The sequence below is a fragment of the Chitinophaga oryziterrae genome, assembly GCF_009758125.1.
In the GTDB taxonomy this organism is placed as follows: domain Bacteria; phylum Bacteroidota; class Bacteroidia; order Chitinophagales; family Chitinophagaceae; genus Chitinophaga; species Chitinophaga oryziterrae.
In genome coordinates this window covers 1,254,940-1,276,289 of the sequence record NZ_WRXO01000001.1, presented here as the reverse complement: position 1 = coordinate 1,276,289, position 21,350 = coordinate 1,254,940, and the positions used below count along the sequence as shown (strand labels likewise).

At 42.9% G+C, this 21,350-nt stretch carries 21 protein-coding genes; 7 read left to right on the top strand and 14 right to left on the bottom strand.

The window, feature by feature from the left end; translation table 11 throughout:
- Nucleotides 1–19 precede the first annotated feature (19 nt).
- On the bottom strand, nucleotides 20–1,000 hold the full coding sequence (locus tag GO495_RS05305) for a helix-turn-helix transcriptional regulator (protein WP_157298629.1): 981 nt from the start codon (nucleotides 998–1,000) through the stop codon (nucleotides 20–22).
- A 104-nt stretch (nucleotides 1,001–1,104) separates the two neighbouring features.
- Between GO495_RS05305 and GO495_RS05300 the strand changes: the two genes are divergently transcribed.
- From GO495_RS05300 to GO495_RS05270, 7 genes are all read left to right on the top strand, one after another.
- The gene (locus GO495_RS05300; protein WP_157298628.1) at nucleotides 1,105–1,320 is read left to right on the top strand and encodes a hypothetical protein; all 216 of its coding nucleotides are present in this window, start codon (nucleotides 1,105–1,107) and stop codon (nucleotides 1,318–1,320) included.
- 114 nt (nucleotides 1,321–1,434) lie between these two features.
- Nucleotides 1,435–3,813 carry a TonB-dependent receptor gene (locus GO495_RS05295; protein WP_157298627.1) on the top strand — a complete coding sequence of 793 codons (2,379 nt, stop codon included), beginning with the start codon at nucleotides 1,435–1,437 and terminating at the stop codon, nucleotides 3,811–3,813.
- An 11-nt stretch (nucleotides 3,814–3,824) separates the two neighbouring features.
- The gene (locus tag GO495_RS05290) at nucleotides 3,825–4,688 is read left to right on the top strand and encodes a DUF4249 domain-containing protein (protein WP_157298626.1); all 864 of its coding nucleotides are present in this window, start codon (nucleotides 3,825–3,827) and stop codon (nucleotides 4,686–4,688) included.
- 75 nt (nucleotides 4,689–4,763) lie between these two features.
- Entirely contained in the window at nucleotides 4,764–5,393 is a 630-nt protein-coding gene (locus GO495_RS05285) for a hypothetical protein (protein WP_157298625.1), read from the top strand.
- Nucleotides 5,394–5,568: 175 nt separating this feature from the next.
- Complete coding sequence (locus GO495_RS05280) at nucleotides 5,569–5,961, top strand: BlaI/MecI/CopY family transcriptional regulator (protein WP_157298624.1); 393 nt, start codon at nucleotides 5,569–5,571, stop codon at nucleotides 5,959–5,961.
- Between the two features lie 34 nt (nucleotides 5,962–5,995).
- Nucleotides 5,996–7,855 carry a M56 family metallopeptidase gene (locus tag GO495_RS05275; protein ID WP_157298623.1) on the top strand — a complete coding sequence of 620 codons (1,860 nt, stop codon included), beginning with the start codon at nucleotides 5,996–5,998 and terminating at the stop codon, nucleotides 7,853–7,855.
- A gap of 107 nt (nucleotides 7,856–7,962) precedes the next feature.
- Nucleotides 7,963–9,072, top strand: coding sequence for a C1 family peptidase (locus tag GO495_RS05270; RefSeq protein WP_157298622.1), 1,110 nt, complete (start codon nucleotides 7,963–7,965; stop codon nucleotides 9,070–9,072).
- Nucleotides 9,073–9,295: 223 nt separating this feature from the next.
- Here the strand turns inward: GO495_RS05270 and GO495_RS05265 are convergent, their stop codons facing one another.
- The 13 genes from GO495_RS05265 to GO495_RS05205 all read right to left on the bottom strand — a co-directional run bounded on the left by GO495_RS05265 (nucleotide 9,296) and on the right by GO495_RS05205 (nucleotide 21,290).
- Entirely contained in the window at nucleotides 9,296–9,571 is a 276-nt protein-coding gene (locus GO495_RS05265) for an acylphosphatase (protein ID WP_157298621.1), read from the bottom strand.
- Between the two features lie 271 nt (nucleotides 9,572–9,842).
- Entirely contained in the window at nucleotides 9,843–10,448 is a 606-nt protein-coding gene (locus tag GO495_RS05260; protein ID WP_157298620.1) for a 2'-5' RNA ligase family protein, read from the bottom strand.
- Nucleotides 10,449–10,620: 172 nt separating this feature from the next.
- Nucleotides 10,621–11,382, bottom strand: a complete 762-nt coding sequence (gene tpiA, locus GO495_RS05255) for a triose-phosphate isomerase (RefSeq protein ID WP_157298619.1) — start codon at nucleotides 11,380–11,382, stop codon at nucleotides 10,621–10,623.
- Nucleotides 11,383–11,402: 20 nt separating this feature from the next.
- Nucleotides 11,403–12,548 (bottom strand): putative sugar nucleotidyl transferase, encoded by a 1,146-nt coding sequence (locus tag GO495_RS05250; RefSeq protein ID WP_157298618.1) that lies wholly within the window; start codon nucleotides 12,546–12,548, stop codon nucleotides 11,403–11,405.
- 70 nt (nucleotides 12,549–12,618) lie between these two features.
- Entirely contained in the window at nucleotides 12,619–12,870 is a 252-nt protein-coding gene (locus GO495_RS05245; RefSeq protein WP_089778244.1) for a type B 50S ribosomal protein L31, read from the bottom strand.
- A gap of 130 nt (nucleotides 12,871–13,000) precedes the next feature.
- Nucleotides 13,001–13,492 carry a YajQ family cyclic di-GMP-binding protein gene (locus GO495_RS05240; protein ID WP_089778246.1) on the bottom strand — a complete coding sequence of 164 codons (492 nt, stop codon included), beginning with the start codon at nucleotides 13,490–13,492 and terminating at the stop codon, nucleotides 13,001–13,003.
- 135 nt (nucleotides 13,493–13,627) lie between these two features.
- Nucleotides 13,628–14,368, bottom strand: coding sequence for a head GIN domain-containing protein (locus GO495_RS05235; RefSeq protein ID WP_157298617.1), 741 nt, complete (start codon nucleotides 14,366–14,368; stop codon nucleotides 13,628–13,630).
- A 40-nt stretch (nucleotides 14,369–14,408) separates the two neighbouring features.
- The gene (locus tag GO495_RS05230) at nucleotides 14,409–15,500 is read right to left on the bottom strand and encodes a hypothetical protein (protein WP_157298616.1); all 1,092 of its coding nucleotides are present in this window, start codon (nucleotides 15,498–15,500) and stop codon (nucleotides 14,409–14,411) included.
- On the bottom strand, nucleotides 15,484–16,032 hold the full coding sequence (locus tag GO495_RS05225) for a hypothetical protein (protein ID WP_157298615.1): 549 nt from the start codon (nucleotides 16,030–16,032) through the stop codon (nucleotides 15,484–15,486). The genes GO495_RS05230 and GO495_RS05225 overlap by 17 nt, the downstream gene beginning before the upstream one ends.
- Nucleotides 16,032–16,601 carry an RNA polymerase sigma factor gene (locus GO495_RS05220; protein WP_157298614.1) on the bottom strand — a complete coding sequence of 190 codons (570 nt, stop codon included), beginning with the start codon at nucleotides 16,599–16,601 and terminating at the stop codon, nucleotides 16,032–16,034. Before GO495_RS05220 ends, GO495_RS05225 begins: the two co-directional genes overlap by 1 nt.
- Before the next feature lie 166 nt (nucleotides 16,602–16,767).
- On the bottom strand, nucleotides 16,768–19,218 hold the full coding sequence (locus GO495_RS05215; RefSeq protein ID WP_157298613.1) for a TonB-dependent receptor: 2,451 nt from the start codon (nucleotides 19,216–19,218) through the stop codon (nucleotides 16,768–16,770).
- A 345-nt stretch (nucleotides 19,219–19,563) separates the two neighbouring features.
- A complete protein-coding gene (locus GO495_RS05210) occupies nucleotides 19,564–19,989 on the bottom strand; it encodes a hemerythrin domain-containing protein (protein WP_157298612.1) in 426 nt (141 codons plus the stop codon).
- Between the two features lie 2 nt (nucleotides 19,990–19,991).
- Entirely contained in the window at nucleotides 19,992–21,290 is a 1,299-nt protein-coding gene (locus GO495_RS05205) for a prolipoprotein diacylglyceryl transferase (RefSeq protein ID WP_157298611.1), read from the bottom strand.
- Nucleotides 21,291–21,350 lie beyond the last annotated feature (60 nt).

Below are 21,350 nucleotides of genomic sequence, written 5' to 3'. Positions count from 1 at the left end.
CGGCCGGTTAGTCTGGCCGCTACCTCATTTTTACCGGGCTTACCCCAAACTTTTTCTTAAATGCAGTACTGAAGTGCTGTATAGAGGAAAACCCATACGTATCTGCAATATCAGTCAGAGAGACACTCCCCTCAAGTACCAGTTTACGCGCATGCTCCATCCGGTGATCATTCAGATATCCATACACTGTATTATTAAATACCTGCTTAAAACCACTTTTCAGCTTAAATTCATTCAGTCCTGTCAATCTCGATAACTCCTGTAAGGAAGGAGGTTCCTGCATCTGCATCAGCAGTATATCACGTGCATGATAAATCTTCTCTTTATCCGTTTTCGAAACAGTACTGTGCAATTCCGTTCCTCTCTCATATTGCTCGCACTGCAAAGCCAGTAACTCCAGGACCTTAGACTGTAAATACAACTTCTTCAACCCACCCTTGAATTCGCACTTCTTCACATCATCGAGTATCGCCAGCATCCTTGTGGTAATTGGTTGATTACTGTTTTTATTCAGCATGATTGCCTTCCCAACTGCCACTTTGTTGGCCAGACCATCCAGTACACGTCCATTGTTGACAGCCAGCTCCAGAAAACGCTCAGCAGAAAAATTCAATGCCACCATTTCCATGTTATTCTGTTTGATTACAGAAGCATTCTCCGTCTCAAAAGGGTTGTAGATAAGATTATGCTCCAGGGAAGAAAAACGGCGTTTCCCGGCAGCTTCCATATCCGTGTCAATCTGCCCGTGTATCAGGAACATCAGGGATACCGTATTGATGTTCTCTGTAGATTCTATATGTAGATTCTGATAGATCTGCGCACTTCCCATCGCAATATGATAACCATCAAAAAATATCTCCCGGAGGCTGGCTTCCCCGAAATCACGCTCCAGTTGCTGCGTTTCTTCTATCAGGGAAGGTGAATGCAGCTTTTCCAGGGGGAAAAGGTCCTCTTCCCTGAATAATACCTCGTGCGAGTCATTAGATATCTGAATGCCCATAATAATCCGTTAAATATAAATTTTAATCCTTCTCGTGTAACAGTTAACCGGACAAAGTGCTTCAAATTTGCACAAAAATATTCCCAAATATTTAATAATTTGTTATGATTGGAATATTCAGGACGAATATTAATACCACACAGGATAAGATAAATGTGCTGGAAGCCATCTCTGCTTCATTTAACGTGGCTACCTGTAGTATTGATATGGAAGATTGCGACAAAGTATTGAGAATTGTAGCCCAAACTAAGCCCATAGAAGAAACAGCCATTATAAAGTTAGTACAACACATGGGTTATCAATGTACTGTATTAGAATAGCCTTACATATCTGAAAAAATCTCTTCTCCCCTCATAGGGGTAGTTCCTTCCGCTTACGTCATATATGCGTAAATAGGCCGACTATCTGCCAAATAACAACATTAAGATCCTTTTATGAAGACAAGGTTAATAATGCTGCTGTTTCCAGTCCTGCTATTATTGCAGGGACAGTACGCACAAGCTCAGCAACGGTACACTATAAGTGGCTATGTAAAAGACCAGCAGAATGGAGAAAGCCTCATCGGGATCTCCGTTTCTAAAGCAGGTACCGGATTGGGTACAGTTACAAATGAATTTGGTTTCTTCTCCCTTACCCTGCCCGCAGGAGACCATGTACTGCAATTTTCCTATGTGGGATATACATCCATGAAATTGAATGTATCCCTCAAAGGCAATAAAACAATGGATATTAAACTGGAGAAATCCAGCAGCCAGTTAAGTACTGTCACTGTAAAAGGTACCAAACAGGAAAAAGCAGTGAATACACTGAGTACCAGTATTAACCGCCTGGATATTGCCCAGATGAAAAAGATGCCCACTTTCATGGGTGAAGTAGACGTACTCCGTTCTATACAGACCTTACCCGGTGTAAACACGGTAGGTGAAGGTGCCAGCGGATTCAACGTACGTGGTGGTGCAGCAGATGAAAACCTCATCCTGCTGGACGATGCACCTGTATATAACTCTACCCATATGCTGGGCTTCTTCTCCGTATTCAACCCGGATGCTGTGAAAAGCATCAACCTCATTAAAGGTGGTTTTCCGGCTGAATATGGCGGCCGTACTTCCTCTGTACTAGATATACGCATGAAGGACGGAAACAACCAGAATATGGCCGTAAATGGCGGCATAGGCAATATCTTCAGCAGGTTATCTGTGGAAGGTCCGATCAAGAAAGATGAATCCTCTTTCATCATCGCTGCCCGCCGCTCTTATATTGATATCCTTATGAAACCTTTCCTGAAAGGAGACATGAAAGATACCAAACTGAATTTCTACGATATTACCGCCAAGGTGAACTTCAAACTGAATAAGAACAATACCCTCTTCGCCAGTGGTTACCTGGGGCGTGACGTATTCGGTTTCGGAACACAGGTAAATATGAACTGGGGAAATAAAACAGCTACTGTAAGATGGAACCACGTATTCACAAACAGGTTGTTCCTGAACCTGACTACCTTCTACAGTAACTACGATTATACACTGGACTTTGACAACAGTAGTAAGAAAGATGCCGGAGATAATACCCAGCGGTACAAATGGACTTCGAACATCATCAACTATGGTGTTAAACCGGCCCTCACCTACTATATCAATGCACACAACAGTGTACACATGGGCGTACAGGGTATCTACTACACCTTTAAACCCGGCACCGGTACTGCTGTCGATGGCTCAACCACCAACGTTACAGAATTAACACAGCAGCATGGTCTTGAAGCAGCCGCCTATGTTGATCACGAGTGGAAACCTACCAGCAGGTTCGGTGTACAGTATGGCTTACGGTTCTCTGCTTATCAGTACCTGGGTAAAGGCACCGCTTACTACTATAACGATACCACACCTGGCATCCGCAAAACGTTATCCGGTTACAAAGAATACGGTACCAATGAACTGATAAAAGCATACAATTACCTGGAACCAAGAATCACGGCACGTTACGCGTTCTCGGATAATCATGCGGTTAAAGCATCTTATGCCCGTACCACACAGTATATGCATCAGTTGTCCAACACGGCCTCTCCTACTCCACTGGATATCTGGACGCCAAGTACCAACAACATTCAACCACAGGTAGCAGACCAGTACACCGTAGGATATGTATACGATGCACCGTCCGGCGTTTATGAGATCTCTACCGAAGTGTTCTATAAGAACATGGAACACCAGCTGGATTATATAGACAATGCCAGTCTGCAACTGAACCAGCTGATCGAAGCAGATTTACTGCCTTCTCACAGCCGCTCATACGGACTGGAAATAATGGCGAAAAAAGAAGTAGGCGCTACTTCCGGATGGATCAGCTATACGCTGTCCCGTACAGAACGTCAGACAAATGGTATCAGTCAGAATGAATGGTTCCTCAACCGCTACGACAGAACACATAACCTGAACCTCGTATTAACACACGATTTCTCTCCAAGGAGAACATTGTCTGCCAACTGGGTATTTGCATCCGGTACACCTGCAACGTTTGCAGATAGCCGCCTCGAATTCCAGGGCTGGGATATTCCGTACAACAGCACCGAAAGACGCAACAACTACAGGTTGCCTGCTTATCACCGCCTGGATTTATCTTACACCATCAAAGGCAAACAACTGCACCGCTGGAAAGGAGAATGGGTATTCTCTCTGTATAATGTGTATGCACGCAGAAATGCTTACACCGTCTACTTCCAGCAGAATAAAGATGATTCTTCCAAAAAAGAAGCAGTACGCCTCTCTATCATAGGCTCTGTTATTCCAGGTATCACTTACAACTTCAAATTTTAACCGGTACTTACATGAAAAAATTATTCATAATAGCGATGATAGTGGCAGGATTAAGTGCCTGCACAGATACGATAGATCTGAATATAGCAAAAGGTACCTCTTATCCGGTACTGGATGCATGGATCACCAACGAACCAGGCTTACAGGTAATCAAACTCACACAGTCTGTTACTTCTTATACAGATCAGACACCTGCTACTATTATCAAAGATGCCGTCATTACACTCATCGATGAAACAGCCGGACAAACATACCCGTTCAACTTTAACGACTCTGCCTATACGTTCAATCCGGGTGATAATGCATCAGTAGGTGTAAGAGGCCATGCATACAGGTTGCGTGTAGTATACAAAGGTGAAACATTCGAAGCGGTAGATACTATTAAAAATGTACCTCCTATCGATTCTATCACCTACAAATACAAAACAAAAAGTGAAAATGCAGTGCCTGAAGATGGCTATGAGGCCAGATTTCATGCAACGGATATAAAAGGTGAACTAAATTATTACTGGGTCCGGTCTTACCGCAACAATATATGGCACCGTGTGGAAGATGTCTATTCTGTAGATGGTTCCTATGATCAGAGCGTACTGGATGGTGCCTCTTTCATACAACCCCTGGAGGAAGACATTACTGACAGGGAGCATCCTTATCAACTGGGTGAAACAATAATCGTAAAAATGCGCTCTCTTACTTACCAGAGCCACTTCTTCCTCACACAGGTACAGGCGCAGATCGATGCAGGCGGACTGTTTGCCAAAGTGCTGGAAAACGTAAGATGTAATGCAACAAATATCACTCCCGGTGGTAAACAAAAACTGCTAGGCTGGTTCGGTACTTCTGCTGTAAGCAGCAATGAGAAGGTAATACAATAGTTCTCTCCACATATAACAGCAGGCTGGAAAGTCTCTTTTTCCAGCCTGCTTCACAAAAAATAAAAAACAATTTATATGAAAAAAGCGCTGATGGCGCTGCTGATACTGATTACAGTACAGCAGGCCCGGGCACAGCATGCCCAGACTGAAACATTATTCTCCAATAATGGCCAACATAAGACAAGAATTGCCGCGTATGGTGCGCCTGCGGCTAAATTTACATCCATTGATGGTAAATTTGGAGTGCTGACAGGCGGTTACGGCGGAGTACTTTTAAATGGTAAATGGATGCTGGGAGCAGGCGCCTGGTCGCTTGTCAATAACATAGCTCTTCCCGGCGTAAATGTTAATGGTGCTACAGATTACCTGAACCTCTGGTACACTGGCGCAGTAGTGGAATACATCCATAATTCTGATAAACTGATTCACTGGACTGCCGGTACCCTCATTGGAGGTGGCGGTGTTTCCAGAAGGGACAAATACAGGTTCAACGAAGACGGCGATCATCACGATTATAATTATGATAAGAGCGGATTGTTTGTAGCAGAACCCTTTGCCAACCTCGAAATCAATATCATAAAAAACCTGCGTTTTGATATAGGCGCCTCTTACAGGTTAGTTACAGGAACAAGTACCACAGGTATCACAGATAGTAAACTCAGCAATCCATCAGTACACGTAGGCCTGAAAGCCGGTATCTTCTAGTCCTCAATCCATCAAAATAAGACTTGTGCCAGGCATAGCTGCCTCTTCAGACGGAACGATTTCCAACCGAAGGGCGGCATGCCTGTTTTAATTTATTTCCATAAATATTTGGTGATTACGAAAAGTATCGTACATTTGATACGAAGATATTCGTACATCAATAATCATTGTAATTATGAGCACTGCCAAACAGACGAAACCGACGGAAAGCGAACTGGAAATATTGGGAATACTGTGGGATAAAGGTGCCAGCACAGTAAGAGAAGTTCATGAGATATTAGAAAAGACGAAAGACGCAGGATATACTACTACCCTCAAGCTGATGCAGATCATGCATGAGAAGAACCTGCTCAGAAGAGATACAACCAGTAAAACGCATATATATGAAGCTGCGATTTCACAGGAAAGCACACAGCAACAGTTACTCAATAAAATGATTGATACCGTGTTCAATGGTTCTGCCTCACAACTGGTGCTGCAGGCATTAGGTAACCACCGCTCTTCAAAAGAAGAACTGGAAAAAATAAAACAATACCTGAACGACATAGAAAATCAACAAAATAAGTAACCCGCTGCGTTGCGGCACATAAAACAAGACTATCATGACTGCGTCACTACCCTTCACTGCAGATCTGATCCAGGCTTTTGGATGGGCCCTGCTGCATTCTCTCTGGCAAGCATTACTTATATATGCCTGTTTACGGCTGGTACTGCTCCTGTGGCCACAGGCCAGCTCCGCTATCAAATACAATCTTTCTTTTATCTCCCTCACGGGCATCTTCGGATGGTTCGTCATCACCCTGTGGGAGCAATTGCAAACAATCAAAAAGATCCATCTCGTTGCCATACAAATGGTGGATGAAGGCATCCGGCCGGCCAGGCTGGAACTGCCAGTACTCTATCATAGCCAGACACAGCTGACGAGCCTTTTCCCTAACCTCGAATTCTTTTTCCCGTTGCTCATCGTTATCTATATCACAGGGGTAGCTGTGATGACAATAAAGCTGACAATGGACCTGCTGCAACTGCGGCAGATCAGAAGAAAGCAGGTACTTCCTATCGATTCCGCATGGGAACGACACCTTGATAAACTGTTGCTGCAGCTTCAGCTATCCAGGAAAGTGAAACTGCTTATTTCCGAACACGTACAGGTACCTGTCATGATCGGTTTTTTAAAACCATTGATCATACTGCCTGTCATCATGTTTAACAACCTGACAGCCGAGCAGCTGGAAGCAATTCTTCTGCACGAACTGGCTCACATAAAACGCAATGATTATCTACTGAATATCTTCCAGTCAATCGTAGAAACAATTCTGTTCTTTAATCCCTTTATATGGCTGATATCTAAAAATATCCGCATCGAAAGGGAACACTGTTGCGACGATCTCGTAATAACAGGTAAAGTACATCCGTTGCATTATGCCAAAGCCCTGGTAGCACTAGAAGAATACCGGTTAACTGTCAATACCCTGGCTATGGCGGCTGCAAATAATAAACAACACTTATTTCACCGCATTAAACGCATCATGGAAATGAAAACTAAAAACATTAACTATACGCAAAAATTATTAGCTGTACTGATCATCGCCGTAGGCCTTGTATCCATTGCATGGCTCAATCCTACCAGCGCAATGACAGAAAAGAAACAGCCCACAAAAGATGTAGAAGTGATACCTGAGTCTATCGCTCCTGCGATAGTACCTAATACAATACATCTTGCAACCTTTACAAAAGATACGGTTCCCGCCACTAAACAACAGGCAGAAAAACAGCATGCCGAGAAGACAAAAGCAGAAAAGCTGGATATAGCAGAAAAGAGCCTGGATGCGGCTAAGATAGGCATGGAGGCTGCCCAGGAAGCGATGAAGAACATTGACTGGAACCAAATCAATGCAGAGGTTAACAATGCCATCAAAAATATAAACTGGGACGAGATTAATGAAAATGTTCAGACAGCGATGAAAAATATCGACTGGAACAAAATCAACGAAGATATTAAAGTAAGCGTGAGTAATGCACAGACATCCGTAGATCCTAAAATCATAGCCGAAAATGTACGTATAGGAATGCAGAGCGCCAAAGCTGCCCTGGCAAACTTCTCATCCGAAGATGTAAAAAAACAGGTAGCTGAAGCTATGGAACAGGCCAAAAAAGAAGTAGCGAAAGCCCAAATATCAATGACCCAGTCCCGGCACAGCATAACACAAAGCAATAAAGAAATAGCAGCAACGAAGGAGGCTCAGTCCAAATATCAACTATTGATAAAGAAAATGGCCGAAGATAAACTGATAGATGCGGAGAAAGGATACGTTATTGCAGTAAAAAACGGAGTACTGTCTATAAACGGTGAAGTACAATCCGCAGCTGTTAAGGACAAATACAGCAAAGAACTCGGTAATGTGAAAGAACTGAGCATACAAGGTAAAGATGACAACCTGATTATAAGCGAAAACGACTAATACCACGATACTTTCGCAATTATACATCGCTACTGCCGTTCATACAGCAGTAGCGTTTTTTTTTGCCCATTCCCCCTTATCTTTAGACCCTAAACCTCAAAGTTGATATGAAAACTTTTTTAGGTATCCTGGCGATCTTCCTTACGATGGAAGTACAGGCGCAGGACTTTACCGTTGTTAAAAATAATGCAGCTACTCCGGTTAAAAACCAATGCCTGACTGGCACCTGCTGGTGTTTCTCTACCACTTCCATGATAGAATCGGAATCTCTGCGGAAAGGGCAACCAGCCCTGGACCTCTCCGAAATGTTCACCGTACGCAATATCTACATTGAAAAGGCAAAGAACTACATTCACCGCCAGGGATTCGCCCGTTTTGATGAAGGCGGACTGGGACATGATGTACTCTACGCAGCCGCCCATTATGGCATCGTCCCTGAGACCGTCTACAGTGGGCTTAAACCTGGACAAACAGAGCACGATCATGGCGCATTGGTGACTGCTATGAAAACTTACCTGGACAGCCTCCTGAAGGTTAAAAGACCCCTTCCCGACGATTGGCAGGTACACCTGGTTGCTATACTCGACCAGTACCTGGGCGCTCCTCCTGCTACTTTTACCTACAACGGCCATACTTATACACCTCTTACCTTCGCCAGGGAAGTGGTAAAGTTTAATCCGGATGATTATGTGAACCTGACATCCTTCACGGATCATCCCTTTTACAAGCCCTTCATTGTGGAAGTGCCGGACAATTTCTCCAATGGTACTTATCTCAATATTCCGCTCAACGAAATGATCTCCATTGCCAAAACAGCGCTGACCAAAGGGTACACCGTACTCTGGGATGCAGATGTCTCTAACAGGGGCTGGCTGACAGGCAAAGGATATGCGATATATCCTGCCATTGATACCATCGGAAGAAGCAGTGCTTTTAATGCAGATGTGGAAGAAAAGCCATTCACACCCGAAGGACGTCAGAAATTATATGAGGAATTAATTACAGAAGATGATCACCTGATGCACATCACCGGTATAGGCAAAAGCAAACAGGGCAAAGACTTCTTCATTGTTAAAAACTCATGGGGAAATAAGGCAGGTCCTTTTGAAGGATACATGCATGTTTCTGTCCCCTATTTTGCTATTAATACTATTACTATCGTAGTACCTAAAGCCGCTTTGGATAAACCCCTCAGCGGTAAACTGGCTGCTAACTAAAGACGATCATAATAGGTGGTATCAAAGATACTGGTAAACACTAAAAAGACTCCGTAAGCACTACCTTTTCAGGTATTACCTACGGAGTCTTCTTTTTAAAGTTATCCCTGCCGTATAAACAGGAAGCTCCTGGCGAACCGGAGCTATTTAGGTCAGCAGTATGGAGCTGTCTGATCCGGCTCCCGCGGGAGCCACCTGTCTTATAGGATAATCATAGGGATGATCAATGGATAACTTTAAACCCTTCAAAGTTTTGTAGCTCTCCTGCTGTAACAGTGATGTCTGTCACGTTTGCTAAAGGCGGGCCCTGCCGGCACCACGCAATGAATGCTTCCATTGCATGCGCTTCTCCTTCTGCCGCTATCCATACAGTGCCATCGGGTAAGTTCTTCACTTGTCCCCGGATACCTAAGTGGTCGGCGGTATGTTTGGTACTGGCTCTGAAAAAGACACCATGTACCCTGCCTTTAACAATAATGATTGAATGTAGTTGTTGCATATGCATGCTTACATTTATGAAAGCACCAAAGCTACGAAACAGGTTAACTATTAACCGGGTTTTAATGAACGATTGAGGGAAACACAAACAATGAATGATACAGACCGGGTTTATAATATGACATAATTCAACAGTTTTATTCTGACCATTTATGACTTGATTATTATACTTAACGAAACAATGTATATTCTACTACTATACCATACTCCATATTCATCAGTGCACGAATGATCTATGCTCCGGCTATACGATATCGTCTTTTCTGATTATCCTATGCTGCGTAATTAAACAGCGTCTTTTCTCTCTGTACCTCATGTCCAAACACAAAATCCTTCACCACCTCATAATTGCCACCACCCTCGGGTTTCCTCAGTAACGTGAAACTCCTGCACTGAAAACTGCGCACAAATATCTGGTTATTGAAATGATCATATACCTTCTGAAATTCAGTAGTAGTGATCGCTCTTGCTAATGCTATATGAGGTTTATATGCTGTAGGCTTTATCTCAAATTCCTGCAGGATCTTCGCATGCAATTCAGCTATCGGTTTGGGATTAGCTACGTTCACATAGATAGTACGCTTATCATCACCATGCTGAAAATGATCAAACCGGGAAGTATACAGCGTGAAGTTAGATTGCTTCTTTGCAATACTGTCCAGCAGATGAATAAAATCATCCTGGTACTTCTCAGGAAATACAGAGCGGAACAGACTAATATGCGCCTGCGAAACCCTGCTGCTGTTCAAACCCAGCTCCTGGGCTATTAATTGCTTCATGGCCTTCACATCATTGTTGATCTGAGTACCCGGAGTTACTACCAGCAGGTAATCATACAATGTTTCCTGCTCAAATGTTAAGTTGTTATTTGCTTGCATAACCAAATAAGTTTAAGACTTAAAGTGAATTGGTTATTTGAATATTGACATCACAAATATACATTACAATAATCACATTTACTAACTTTTTTAGTATTTTTTGCTAAATAATAACGCAAACGGGGCACTGCCCGCTTTTGCGAACAGTGCCCCGCACTATATCTCAATATAATTAAGCCAGTTTCTGAATGATAGCAACAAAATCCGCAGCTACCAGAGACGCTCCGCCGATCAGACCGCCATCTACATCAGGAGAGGCAAACAGTTCTTCTGCATTGGAAGGTTTTGCACTGCCACCATACAGGATGCTCACATGCAAAGCAGCTTCCCTGCCGTATTTCGCAGCTATCTGGGAACGGATAAAAGCATGCATGTCCTGCGCCTGCCCGGCACTTGCCGTTAAACCGGTACCGATCGCCCAGATTGGCTCATAAGCAATCACCACATCTTTCAGTTGCTCTGCACTCAAATGATACAGGCTTTCTTCCAGTTGCTTAGCCACATAATCATTCTGCGTTTCTGCCTTCCTGATTTCCAGCGGCTCTCCACAGCAGAAAATAGGTTTCAGGCCATTTGCCAGCGAGAGATCAATTTTCTTTGCCAGTGCAGCATTGCTCTCCAGGAAATACTCCCTTCTTTCAGAATGGCCGATTATTACGTAATCAACTCCAACAGATTTCAGCATCTCTGCAGATACTTCACCGGTATAAGCACCGGACTTCTCAGAAGCAACATTTTGCGCTGCCAGGTAAAAACCAGGATTGTTCTTTAACAATGACTTTGCCTTCAACAGGTAAGGAAAAGGAGTGGCTACCACTACTTCCTGACCGTCCTGCAACTTCAGGCCGGCCTGCAAAATGTCATTGATCAACTGTTCGCCCTGAGCTAGTGTCAGGTTCATTTTCCAGTTTCCAGCTACAATTTTTTTTCTCATGTCTATATCTAATTGAATAATTAATTACCGGTTGATTGATACACAGCTGTTAACAGCCGTTCTTCCACTTCTCCCAATGTCTGCCCTTTAAACTGCATCCACACACCAGCATCCCGTAAAGCTTCTTCCAGTCTATATTTCCCTTGTACTCCCCAGGCAAATGAAGGCACAAACTTAGGCTGAAAATCGCCCCCAAAGATATTACTTGAAACACCGACTACGGTACCTGTATTAAACATTGTTCCTATTCCACAACGGCTGTAGTCGCCCATAATCAAACCACATTTCCGTCCTGCTGGGAAAGCCTCCTTACGGGCCTCCAGCCATACTTTCACTACGCCGCCGTTGTTTTTCAGGTTAGAACAGGTGGTATTTCCTCCCAGATTACACCATTCTCCCAGTACTGCATCTCCCAGGTAACCTTCATGCCCTTTATTAGAATATCCGAACATGACTACATTCTTGATCTCTCCACCTCCTACACAACCGGGTCCCAGTGAAGTGGCCCCGTAAATTTTAGTCCCCATTTTCAATACACCACCTTCTCCCAGTGCAAAAGGCCCTCTTATTAAACACCCTTCCATCACTTCCGCATTACGTCCTATATAAATAGGGCCTGTACTGGCGTTCAGCATACTAAAATTCACTACTGCACCTGGCTCAAAAAAGATATTTTCCCTCCCGCGTACCTGGTTATTCTCCGGTAAAGGAGCAGATTCCCGGCCGGCAGTCAGCAGCTCAAAATCTTCCCGCAGTGCCTGGTCGTTCAGCAAAGTAATATCCCAGGGATAGTTAATCATGCTCACGGCATCCGTAAAAGCCACCCTGGACGTTACATCCGGCATTTCCACTGCCGCTACCTTAGCCAGCACTGTATTATCCTTATATAGCTCCTGCCCTGTTTCCAGGGAAAGGATCGCTTTCACTAATGTTTTAGAGGGAAGTATATGTCCATTGATCAGGACATTCACGGTATGTTGTTTTATCGGGTATTTCTCCTGTAAATGGGGAACAGTAAAATAACTGGTACCAGTACCCAGGAACAGATCCCATTTTTCGCGGATAGTAAGAATACCCACGCGGCAAGCCGCTACCGGTCTTGTGTGAGTAAAGGGGAATAACAAATCGCGTGCGGGTGTGTCGAATAGAATGTAATTCCGCTCCATAAAGGCTAAAAATAAAAAATCCCATCGAAAAAGCCGATGGGATTCTATAATTATTTTGAAAGAGGCCAGACTAGGCTTTCTTTGCGTAACGTTTGTTGAACTTGTCGATACGACCAGCTGTATCCAACAGGATGTTCTTACCAGTGTAGAACGGGTGAGAAGTGTTGGAGATTTCCAGCTTAATTACCGGGTACTCGTTACCATCTTCCCATTTCAGCATTTCCTTAGAACTGGCGGTAGAACGGCTTAAGAAAGCAGTACCGTTAGACATATCTTTGAATATTACAAATCTGTAATTTTCCGGATGGATTCCCTGTTTCATTTGAATTAATTTTCTTTAGTTATCGTACGCTAACCTCACACCTGGTTTGGTCTCATACGAATATTATTATAATACAGGCTGCAAAGGTAATAATATTTTTCAATTTCAGACCTTTATAACCGAAATATTTTTAGCTCTTCATATTTACAAACTGGAAAGGTACACCCAGGTCCGCTTCCCTCACTTTTTGCATAACTTCCTGTAAATCATCGATCTTCTTACCGGTTACGCGCACAATATCATCCATAATGGCAGCCTGTACCTTGGTACCGGAATCCTTTATCAGCTTCACTACCTTCTTGGCATCTTCCTGCTTGATACCATTCCGCACCGGGATCTCTTTCTTGTAGACCTTGCCACTCTGGTAAGGCTCCTTACTCAGATCATAGATATTCGCATCCAGCCCATGACGCATTGTCCGGCTGATCAGCACATCTATCACCTGGGTCAGCTTCATATCACTCTCCACCTCCACATTCAAAGTAAGGTCCTTCTTATTCAACTCCATTTCTACATGGGAACCCTTAAAATCAAACCGGGTGGTGATTTCTTTCTTTACTGTATTTATAGCATTATCAAGTGTTTGTGTATCCACTTTGCTAACAATATCAAAGGACGGCATAATTGAAATTATTTAGGAACAGCAAATATACTTGAATAGCATGGAAACAAAAACCCCGGGAATATACCCGGGGTATGTTAGCGGATTGAAGTCCACTAACACGAGGTCACTTACAAGCGACCAACAACTGATCTATTAATCCTTTTTAGAGACTTTTGACATACCGGAAGATGACTGGCTGATAGACGCATTACCTTTGTACCGCACATTTCCCATACCAGACACACTTATATCCAGCTTCTTATCCGCATATACATCCAGCTTGCCACTACCCGAAACCTCTACCCTTACATTATCTGAATGCAGATCGAACGCATCAATATCACCGGAACCTGAAATTCCATAATTGGCGGAAGGAATATTCCCTTTCAGATTCACCTTGCTGGAACCGGATATCCGTACATTCAGCGCATTGGAAGTAAGGTCCATATCTGCTATCGTGCTGCCACTGAAAGAAAAAACTACCTTATCCCCTTTCAGACTGTTCTTACTGTAAAAACCACCACTTCCACTGGAATTCAACGCTTCCAGCTCTTCTACCGTCACATAAATATTGACCGTCTTCGAAGGCTTGATCTCATACCCTTTCTTTGTATTGATATGCAGTTCATTACCCTCTACGGTAGTTACGATATATGGCAACAGGTTATCATCTGCCTCTATCTGTATATCGCGCTTACTACCCTGCTGTATGTATACATTGTAATTACCGGAAGTACTGATACTCTTAAAAGGATTCTGTGTACGCACTTCCTGTTTGATAGTGCCGCTTCCTTTAATGTGTTCATTACGGTCACCTATAGTAAAAGAGCAAAGTACAAGCAAAGCGATCACTAACGGCCCGTAAAAGGACCGGCCAAAAAGTTGCGTTTTCATAATAAGAATTTTTTGATTGATGGATTTGTGGTTATAAAAATCAGCGACTGCTTAACGCGATATCGCTATATACTCCCTGAATATTTATTGAAGGCGACTGTTCGCCACCACTACCTGATGTTGCGCTGTATATAAGGTTTGAATTCTTTTTAATAGAATTCACGTTTTTTAATGACAGCTCACCTGTTTTAAGCTCTCCGCTATTAAGCGTTGCCCTGAGCTGGAAACTGGCGCTCTGTAAAAATCCAAGCTTTACATCGGCATAGGTAAGATGCATATCAACATTCTTAAATCCTGATGATACATTTTTCACGTCCATATCGCCATACACCAGGGTCGCATTGATGTCTGTCTGTACATCCGTTATATGAAAATCAGTATAGGTACACTTTGTAGTAATAGCCCCTACTTTTGAAATAGTATAATCGTCATAGTTACCTTTTGCTTCTAACTTACCTACTACCCCCAACACATATTCACTGTAATTGGAACTGGTAACAAGTGATGCAAAGGATTCTCCACGGATATTAGAATAGTTTGCTTTTACAATTACGGCCTCTGCTTTTCCGATCTTCCCTTTCTGACAATAATTCATATGCATTTCCAGCGACTTCTGTGCTTCCTTGATATCGTAGTTGCAGTAGTTCATAGTGAGTACCGCAGGAAAAGAAAGTACATCAGTAATAACGTCCCCAAAATTATTCTCAATGTTTAAACGTCCAAGATCGTCCGGTACATACACCTCATAATCTATGTTCACATAATCTTTGGAATCTTTCTTACTGCTACCCCAGGCAAACCACTTGCTACCTGAACCTGAAGGATTATACACCGTTTGCAGGCTCACTACATTACCACCTGAATTATTGGCAATATCTACCATGTCATTCGTCGCCTTTGCTTCATCTATCGTCTTACCAAAGCCTGTAATCGTGATCGTCGCCTTTATCGTGTTTTTAGACCAGCTATGAATAATGACCTTACCATATTTATTAGAAATGTTCAACGTCGCAAATGAATTATTACTATTGAATTCCTTAACGATGACTCTTTTAAACTCACTGTCTCCTTTAGCACCAAACGCAAACACGGGCAGTAACAGCAGTAACAGTATTTTAAATTTCTCTTTCATAATTAGGTTGCTTTTGTGTAGCGGGCTGCTTTTCATGCAGCTCGTCCAATATTTTATCCAGCAGGTCCATTTTCAACTGATAATAATGTATCATGGCTGCTTTTATACGTTCATTTCCGGGATTTTGTATTAACTCTGCTTCCAGCACCTGGTAAGTTTCGTTACGCAGTTCAAGTTCTTTACGGGCGGAACTATCCAGTCCTACTACAGAAGAGGGATATGCTTTAATAGCTGTTAACCGTTGTTCTATCTGGGAGGTATAATACATTTTGGCATCCTGCAACTCAGGCGATACATTTTCCAGGTGTTGCGCCTTTTTCATCTGCAGAAACTGAAAAATCATTACGCTGTTCACTACCAGCACCAGTACGGCAGCAGCTTTCAGCCAATGACGTCCCAGCATGTATACAAGCCCTTTTTTAGGGGGCGCCAACTCCTTTTCCAGTTGCGCCCAAATGCCCGGCCCCGGGCCCTGCTCCTCAAAATCAGGCCGGTGTTGACTGATAAAATCCTCAAAACTCTTTTCTGGCATCAGCGAATTACATTTTTTTGTTTAACGATCTGCCTCACTTTATCTTTTGCCCTCATGTACTGCGTTTTCACTGTAGATTCCGAAATATCCAGCATAACGGCAATCTCCTTATGCGAATACTCTTCAAAGATATACAGGTTCAATACAGTACGGTAGCCCTGCGGTAATACATGTATAGCATCCTTAATCGCAGCCACTGTCCAGGCAAAACTATCCTCATCTACTGCTCCACGGTCCTCTTCCACGTCTATATTATCCACTTCTTCAAAATACACTTTCTTTTTACGCAACCTGGAAAGACAGTGGTTTACCACAATCCTCTTGATCCAGGCAGTAACACTACTGGCACTCTCCAGACGTTCAATGTTCTTGAATATCTGCATGAAAGCCTCCTGCAGCGTGTCTTCCGCATCTGCAACATTTCCTGTCATGCGCAAACAGATATTGTACATTGCCGCTGAATAAGCGTTGTACAATTCCCGAAATGCACGAACATCTCCTTGTTTACACCTGTCTACCAGGTGGTCTGTTATGGTTGTCTGGTTCAAGTTGTTGGCGAATGCTTGCATAATAAAGACATTATTTTGTAAAAAGGTTGCACTAGACAGGAAAAAAATTTCTTCCAAATCGTAACAATCGCTGATAACCAATCAATTGAGAGTTTAAAAAAGGACGCAATCTAACGAGAGATCACGTCCTATCCATCCTTATATGTACCTAAAACCTAGGTCGGACCTAATTATCACTCTTCACCCTGTTCTGCTCGTCTTCCAAACCTGTCTTACGGGTCCTTGCTGCCTTAATATTGGTACTTCCGAAACGGTAAGTGAAATTCAACCTCACCTGCTGGCTTTCCCATTTACTTCTTACTGAGGTGTAACGGCCTGCATTTTCAAATGTGCCACGGAATACCTGGTTGTTGAAAACGTCATTTACACTCAGCTTTAATGAACCCTTCTTATGCAGGATCTGTTTTGATACTCCCAGGTCCATTGCATACATCGGTTTCATCTTGAATAACCCTTCATCTGCGATCTGTGAGGACAGGTAGAAGAAACTTACCTCAGTAGAGATCCCTGCAGGCAGGGTAAAAGAATGCTGTGTACGGGCCATGAATCCACCACCGTTAATACTTACGTTCTCACCGTTCACCACTGTCTGATATTTACTATAGTTACCAGACAGATAAGTAAAGCTGTTCCACCATTTCGTAATCGGGATAGGGAATGAAATATTCATCGTAAAGTTGTCTGACTTGGCCACATTCAGATATTTATATCTTAAAATAGAGCTGTCGCCGGTTACAGGGTCTTTCCCTGTTTCTATGATCTGTGTCATCAGGTCCTTTGTATGTGTATACCCGATGGAGGTAGTTAAAAACTCTTTGAAAGTATGCGACAGTTCTATACCATTAGCATAAGAAGGGCGCAGGTAAGGGTTACCGGACAAAATAGTGTACCTGTCCAGGTAAAACTCAAAGGGATTCAGATCTTCATAGCTGGGACGTTGTAATCTTCTGCTGTAAGACAACCCTAACTGATGGTTCTTCGATACTTTGTAACTCAAAAACACACTGGGAAAGAGGTTAAAATAGCTGGTATCCGTTTTACGGTTGATCGTTACAGAATTACCTTCTACCTGTGTAGCTTCTCCGCGAAGACCTACCTGCAAACTCAGTTTCTTAAACTGTTTGTGAAAATTGATATAACCGGCCTGTACATTCTCTTTATAAATGAACTGGTTGGAACGGTTCACATCATACACCCAGTTGTCGCTGCGTAAAGAATCGAAACGGGCATTGTTATCCGTCTTTACAAAAGAGAACTTCAATCCTGCTTCAAACTTAGCCTCATGTTTCAGTGGATTTACATAATCAATTTTGATCGTTTTAATATTTATGTTAGATGGCTGTAAACTGCGGGAAGTATCACCGTGCATATAGTTCTTACCGGCAGCATCCCAGGTAGTAGAAAAGATATTCGATGTTTTGGTTTCTTTGTTCAGCGCATAGTCCAGGTCAATATTCAACTCTTTGCCCATTGTATCCAGCACACCTTTGTAGTTAATATTGTATGCCCAACGGCTCCATTTGGAACTATTTTCTGAATTCGTTCTCAATGTTGAATCTATTGATTCCCTTCCACCAATCAGCGTAGTACCGGCAACAGGTGAAGTCGAATTTCTGAAACCGGCATCTACCATCACTCCTATCGTATGATTTTTGCTGATAAAGTAATCCATACCTACTTTTACTCCATGATAGTTAGGCGTATTGGTATTCAGGTTCTGCTGATCAAATTTGGTGAACTTCCCGTTATCCGTACTGGTACGGTATAATCCCAGGTGCTGTTCGTTTGTACGGTGGTTATAATTATAGGAGCCAAAGAGGTTGAACTTTTCATTACGATGGTTCAGGTTCAGGCCCGCATTATATTTGGGGGTAAGTCCGTAAGCGTAGCCCAGGTTCACATTCCCATTGGTACCTACCGTTTTGTTCTTTTTCAGTTTGATGTTAATGATCCCGGCGTTGCCAGCTGCATCATATTTGGCGGAAGGATTAGTAATCAGCTCTATCTGATCGATATTGCTGCTTGGCATACTCTTCAGCAGCTGGGCAACGTCCTGGGAACTCATATTGGTGAGCTTACCATCTATCATTATAACAACGCCATTCTTTCCTTTCAGATTGATGTTATCATCTTTATCAATTGTTACACCTGGTGATTTTTCCAGTACTTCCATGGCGGAAGCACCTGCACCGATGATGCTGTTCTCTACATTCACCACCATTTTGTCGGCATGCTGCTCAACGAAAGGTTTTTTACCAGTCACGCTCACCTCTTTCAGATTCTTAGCATCTGTACCAAGCGATAAAGTGGCTATTTTAACAGTACTACCCTTTACTTCGAAAACGGGACTGTAAGCCTTTTTCAAACCTACATAAGCAGCAGCGACCAGGTATTTACCAGGTTTTACCTGCTCAAATTCATACAGACCGCTGATATCGGCAATAGCGCCTTTTACCAGGGAAGAGTCCTGTGCCTTTAATAAGGTGATGGTAGCAAATTCAACTGGCTTGCTACCAGCCTGCATTACCTGACCGGTAACTTTTACCGGAGGGGTTGTTTGAGCGAAAGTCTTACAGACCAGTACGCTAAGGGTAATAAATGTGGCAATAGATTTCATATAAGGAGGATTAAGATGTATATATAGTTATCAGTTGTCGTATTAGTATATATAGTTCTTTTGTTGCTACAGTTCTTTTACTTCTACAGTTCCTTTCTTTCTAAACTACAGTGTAAAGATAGGTAGTGTGTATCGCATAGTACATGTTTTTACATAAACGGTTCCCAGATAGGGATGATTGGTAAATTTTAAGTTAAAGACGTTTTTGCGCAGATTTGGTTACAAACTTTCGGGAGCTGGATTAGTTTATTTATATCCGGAACGAGTTCAGGACGGCTCCTTATAAGACAAAAAAAAAGCCCCACAATGCATCATTGTGAGGCCATATAATAATGTATAGTATAACTATTCCCAGTTGATCTGCTCCAGCACCTGCGGCAACAGCTCCTGTACCTTTTCAAAGAAGACCCTTTCCTCTTTCCGGATATGTTCTTCCAGGCTTCTGGCCAGCAGGTCCATCGCATCAATCATATCCGTAGTATCTGTAAGGGCACTGTACATACGGGATATTAAAGAATGTTCCCGGGTCAGTTCATTAATAAGTGTATCTATTTCTTCGTTTTTTCCCAGGCATAACTCAAAAAGGTATTCTTCTTTCTGGATATGTGGTACCATTACTTCCTGGAACACTTTTACTATATAAGCCAGCTTTGCATCTGTTTCCAGCGGAAACCCTTCATAAGGAGCTGCATCCTTTTTCAGATAACGGCATACAAATAGTAAACGTTGATGTTCCTGAGATAAGGGTATTAAAGTAGTATGACGTTGCATAGTTAGGACCTCGTTTTAGCTGCATTAAACACTTTACGGCTATACCAGATCAACACGGCTCCGCCAATTACCAACAAAGTAGAAATGATTTCAGCCTGAGTAGGGTGAAATCCGAAAATATCATATTTAGTATTTACCCTGATCTTCTCTACAAAGAATCTTTCTACACCATTCATCATCAGGTAGATGCCGAATATTACACCAGGTACTGTAATCTTTTTACGGATACTCCATAATATAAAGAACAATATCAGGCAGGCAATGATCTCGTACAACGCTGTAGGATATACGGCTACCGGTAACACACTGCAGTACTTGCCGGTACAACCCGCCATCTGCACACCTTCATTAATTACGTTATGCGGATAACCATATGCAAAGAACCAGTCGGGTAAAAAGCTCAATGCTCCCGGTTTTACAAAAGGAGCATGCGGGATATGTTCCAGACTGGCATACTGTCTTGTAAAGAATTGCTCACTGCCTTTTACAACTTCCTGAAATTTGGCGGGATCTACCTGTGTCACCTTTCCGGTGGCATCGGTTACATAACTGCTGTTATAGATACCCCAGTCTCCGTCTCCGGAAAAATGACAGCCCATACGGCCAATACCGTAAGCCAGCATCAATGCCGGCCCGGAGCTATCTACCAAATGAAAAATATTGATCTGTTTTGATCTTGCATAACGAATGATTACCACAGCAGCGACTATCAGTCCACCGTAAAAGGTTAATCCGCTGAAAGAGGTCAGCGCTCCGATAGGGTCCTGTACAAAGTCGCCCCAGTTCTCCAGGTTGTGGAAAATCTTGGCGCCTATCAAACCGGCTACTGCTGCCTGCACCGTAAAATCAGGTACCCGCTGATGAGGCATCACCATGATAGTACGTACTTCCTGTTTAGGTAATTGCTGCTTTTTAGCGCTTCTGTACTTAAAGAACCCAAATACGATTCCCAGTACGATACCACCCTGCCAGCTACCCCTTGTAGATAATATAAAGGACTGGAAATCCTGGGAAGCTTCCGCCCAGTTCAATGCTACACCTAATATTTTGTATCCCAGTACAAAACCAAGCACTGCATGAAGGAGTATTTCCGTCATGCCCACCGGCTTACCCACTGTTATTTTCTCCTGCACACCATGCAACAATCCCAATTGCTCCTTCCTTTTCAACTCGCTTGATAAAACATAAGCTGCTGCCAGGAAAGCAATGGCTACAAAGAAGCCAAATGTCTGAAAGAGTTTAAAAAAAGGAAGATCCAGACCGAACAGGTCTTTAAATGCGTAATAAAGATTAGGATACATAGCCAAAAAAAATTGGTGATCTGAAATTTCCCTATGAACAAAGCCGAATTAGTCGAAAGG